The sequence below is a fragment of the Natronococcus sp. genome, assembly GCF_047921035.1.
GTDB lineage: Archaea > Halobacteriota > Halobacteria > Halobacteriales > Natrialbaceae > Natronococcus.
This window is the reverse complement of the sequence record NZ_JBLRWX010000185.1, coordinates 1-3,188: the sequence shown is the minus strand read 5'-3', so window position 1 is coordinate 3,188 and position 3,188 is coordinate 1. Positions and strand designations below refer to the sequence as shown.

Genomic DNA, 3,188 nt, shown 5'->3' with positions numbered 1-3,188 from the left:
GAGCGCAACTTAAAACAGGCGCTCGGCGAGATCGACCGCATGGCCTCGGCGCTGGGCCTGCCCGAGAACGTCCGCGAAACCGCCAGCGTGATCTACCGCCGCGCGCTCGAGGAGGATCTCCTGCCCGGCCGATCGATCGAGGGCGTCGCGACGGCCTCGCTGTACGCTGCGGCCCGGCAGGCCGGCACCCCCCGGAGCCTCGACGAGATCTCGGCCGTCAGCCGCGTCGACAAGATGGAGCTGACCCGCACGTACCGCTACGTGATCCGGGAGCTCGGTCTCGAGGTCCAGCCCGCCGACCCCGAACACTACGTCCCGCGGTTCGTCAGCGACCTCGATCTCTCCGACGAGACCGAGCGCATGGCCCGCGAACTGCTCGACTCGGCCCGACAGGAGGGCGTCCACAGCGGCAAATCGCCGGTCGGGCTCGCCGCCGCAGCGGTGTACGCCGCGGCCCTGCTCACCAACGAGAAGGTGACGCAAAACGACGTCAGCGAGGTCGCCAGCATCTCCGAAGTGACGATCCGCAACCGCTACAAGGAACTGCTCGAGGCCTCGGACTCGGCGGCCCCCGCCTAAGAGCGTCCTCGTTGGGAGCAGGTTCTCGGCTGCGGATTTCGCACCCGGAGTGCGACTGCGACAAAGCTTTTCATCTCCGGTGTGAAACGGTGTGTCATGGACGAAACGACCGTTCAGTTGTTGTGTCCCGAGTGTGCCAAAGACTGGCAGGTCTCCCCCGGCGAGCTTCCGGCCCCTGCGGAGATGTTCCACTGTCCGAACTGCCACGCGTCCCGTCGGACCGCGGAATTCACCCGGACCGACCGTGACCTGCAGACGCTGAAACAGCTCGGTTAACCGACGCCGACCGGTTCGATTCTCCCGTCCGTTCTCGCACGACCGTTCACGAATACGTGAAAGTTTAATAATCGAAACCAAAACACTACGAGAGTGAACAGAAACGCCCGGTTACGGTAGTAAGCGATCCCTTGTAGCCGTTCCCTTCCGGGAGTTTTTCCGAGGTAATTCGGTGCTTGAATCCGTTCTCGAACGTGATACGCGTCGAATTCGGCTGCAGGGTCGTGCTAACGAGACTCAAGATAATAATATAACCCTGCAGCGGATAGGAATGCATGGTTATGAAGAAACAGGAGCTCATTCACCTTCACGGACTTCTTGCGGAGGTATCGAACCAGTGTGCGGAGTGGGAGAACTGTCAGATTGACCTCGAGGAGTACGAGTCGCGCGGTATTCGACCGACATCGATCCACAAATCGAAAACGGACCACAAAGCTGCTGTATTTGCACTCGCGGGCGGAATCACGACGAACATGCGCGAGGACGAGCAGGAAGCCGTCGCCGCTACTGCGGACTAATTGTCACGACGTCTCCTTCGATCGCTACCCGGTACTGGCGAGACCGTTTCTCACCGTTTCGTTTCCGTTCGGGCCCCTGAATCGAACTGAACTGATCGAAAATCGGGCTATTCGACGAGGTCCTCGAACTCCGGTAGAATCTCGTCATCATCGTCCGCCTTCCGTTCGTCGTCGGCGTCGCTCTCGTTCGTCTCCTCGCTCGAGTCCGTCGATTCTTCCTCCTGGTCCTCGTCCTCGTCGGTTTCGTCGTCTTCCTCGATCGTCTCGACCTCGAGCACCTCGAGCGGGATGTTCTCGAGGCGCTGGCCGATCTCCTTGCGGGCGATCCGGGAGGCGTGTTCCTCCCGTTCGACGTTGAACACGGTCATCTCGAGTTCGAGCGCGACCAGCGCCTCGTCGGCCGCGATAAACGCCGGCGGAAGCTCCTCTCCCTCCGGCGAGGTGCGCTCACCCATGTTGATCTCGACGTAGTTCAGGTCAGGGTTCAACATCTCGCCGGTCTTCGAGATGGCGATGCGGATCGCCTCGTCTTCCGTCTCGACGTCGAACACCGGAACGGCAGCCTCGACGACAACCCTGCAGTCCATACGAAAACGTACCGTCGCCTACAGTATCAAGGTTCGCCCCGGCCGCCGATCCGCCGTGCAGGTTTCGTCTCGGAACGGGTTCGCTCCGAAAGGCCCAAGCCGTCGCTCCCGAAGACTCCGACGGATGGAGACCGGCGAAATCGAACTCGAGGAGCTATCCGGCGGCCTCGATCTGTACCGCACGCTCGAGAGCGGACAGAGCTACCTCTGGCGGCGCACCGACGGCGAGATGTACCGCGGCGAGCCGGCGCCCGACGAGTGGTACTACACCGTCGTCGACGGCGCCGTCGTCCGCGTCCGCAGCCGGGACGGCGTCCTCGAGTGGGAGTCGTCGATCGACGCCGACCCGCTCGTCCGCAGACTGTTGCGCCTCGAGGACGACCTCGAGGCGATCGTCGCGGCCGCGCCGGACGACCTGCTGCTGGACGAGGCCTACGAGGCCCACCGGGGGCTCCGACTGGTCGACGATCCGTCCTTCGGCACGCTGATCTCGTTTATCTGCTCGGCACAGATGCGGGTCAGCCGGATCCACGGGATGGTCTCGACGCTGGCCCGCGAGTACGGCGAGCCGATCGCCTTCGACGGCGAGACCTACCACGCCTTTCCGACCCCGGACCGGCTCGCGACGGCGACCGAGGACGAACTGCGCGAGCGAGGACTGGGGTATCGTGCGCCCTACGTCGTCCGCACCGCGGAGATGGTCGCCGACGGCGAGGCCCACCCCGAGGAGGCCCGCGACCTCACCTACGAGGCAGCCCGCGAGTCGCTGAAGCGGTTCGTCGGCGTCGGCGACAAGGTCGCCGACTGCGTCCTGTTGTTCTCGCTTGGCTTCGACGAAGCGGTTCCGCTCGATACGTGGCTTCGGACCGCGGTCGAGGAGTACTACCCCGATTGCGACCGGGGCTCCTACGACGCGACCTCTCGGGCGCTCCGCGAACGGTTCGGCGGCGAGTACGCGGGGTACACCCAAACGTACGTCTTTCACCACCTGCGAACTCGGGAATAGTATCACTCGTCGTAATCGTTTCGTCCGGTAATCGCCCAGTACGTCTGCGAAACGATCGTGATCGTGAACACGATCGACAGTGCCGCGGCGACGTACGTCGCGATCGTCGCACCCAGCAGGTACCACGTCAGTCCGCTCGCCACGAGGACGAACAGGATCGCGCCGAAGAACAGTTCGAGTAGCTCCCGGACCGTCGCGCGGCTGCTCGAGACGTCGAGATAC

The 3,188-nt window shown here is 63.5% G+C and carries 6 protein-coding genes; 4 read left to right on the top strand and 2 right to left on the bottom strand.

The annotated features are described in order from the left end of the window. From ACNA7R_RS19855 to ACNA7R_RS19845, 3 genes are all read left to right on the top strand, one after another. A partial coding sequence (locus ACNA7R_RS19855) for a transcription initiation factor IIB (RefSeq protein WP_416285272.1) occupies positions 1 to 579 on the top strand: 579 nt, incomplete at its 5' end. Positions 580 to 675: 96 nt separating this feature from the next. After that, a complete protein-coding gene (locus tag ACNA7R_RS19850) occupies positions 676 to 855 on the top strand; it encodes a hypothetical protein (protein WP_306059756.1) in 180 nt (59 codons plus the stop codon). A 281-nt stretch (positions 856 to 1,136) separates the two neighbouring features. After that, the gene (locus tag ACNA7R_RS19845) at positions 1,137 to 1,373 is read left to right on the top strand and encodes a UPF0058 family protein (RefSeq protein WP_005555888.1); all 237 of its coding nucleotides are present in this window, start codon (positions 1,137 to 1,139) and stop codon (positions 1,371 to 1,373) included. A gap of 107 nt (positions 1,374 to 1,480) precedes the next feature. Here the strand turns inward: ACNA7R_RS19845 and ACNA7R_RS19840 are convergent, their stop codons facing one another. After that, positions 1,481 to 1,960 carry a DUF555 domain-containing protein gene (locus ACNA7R_RS19840; protein ID WP_416285271.1) on the bottom strand — a complete coding sequence of 160 codons (480 nt, stop codon included), beginning with the start codon at positions 1,958 to 1,960 and terminating at the stop codon, positions 1,481 to 1,483. Between the two features lie 124 nt (positions 1,961 to 2,084). Between ACNA7R_RS19840 and ACNA7R_RS19835 the strand changes: the two genes are divergently transcribed. Beyond that, on the top strand, positions 2,085 to 2,966 hold the full coding sequence (locus tag ACNA7R_RS19835) for a DNA-3-methyladenine glycosylase family protein (protein WP_416285270.1): 882 nt from the start codon (positions 2,085 to 2,087) through the stop codon (positions 2,964 to 2,966). Between the two features lie 2 nt (positions 2,967 to 2,968). Here ACNA7R_RS19835 and ACNA7R_RS19830 read toward each other — a convergent pair. After that, positions 2,969 to 3,188: hypothetical protein (locus ACNA7R_RS19830; RefSeq protein ID WP_416285269.1), on the bottom strand; the 220-nt coding region annotated here is incomplete at its 5' end.

Bases quoted from the DNA above. Each gene is read 5' to 3' on its own strand.
- ACNA7R_RS19850 (WP_306059756.1), top strand. From the start codon at position 676: ATGGACGAAACGACCGTTCAGTTGTTGTGTCCCGAGTGTGCCAAAGAC.
- ACNA7R_RS19845 (WP_005555888.1), top strand. From the start codon at position 1,137: ATGAAGAAACAGGAGCTCATTCACCTTCACGGACTTCTTGCGGAGGTA.
- ACNA7R_RS19840 (WP_416285271.1), bottom strand. From the start codon at position 1,960: ATGGACTGCAGGGTTGTCGTCGAGGCTGCCGTTCCGGTGTTCGACGTC.
- ACNA7R_RS19835 (WP_416285270.1), top strand. From the start codon at position 2,085: ATGGAGACCGGCGAAATCGAACTCGAGGAGCTATCCGGCGGCCTCGAT.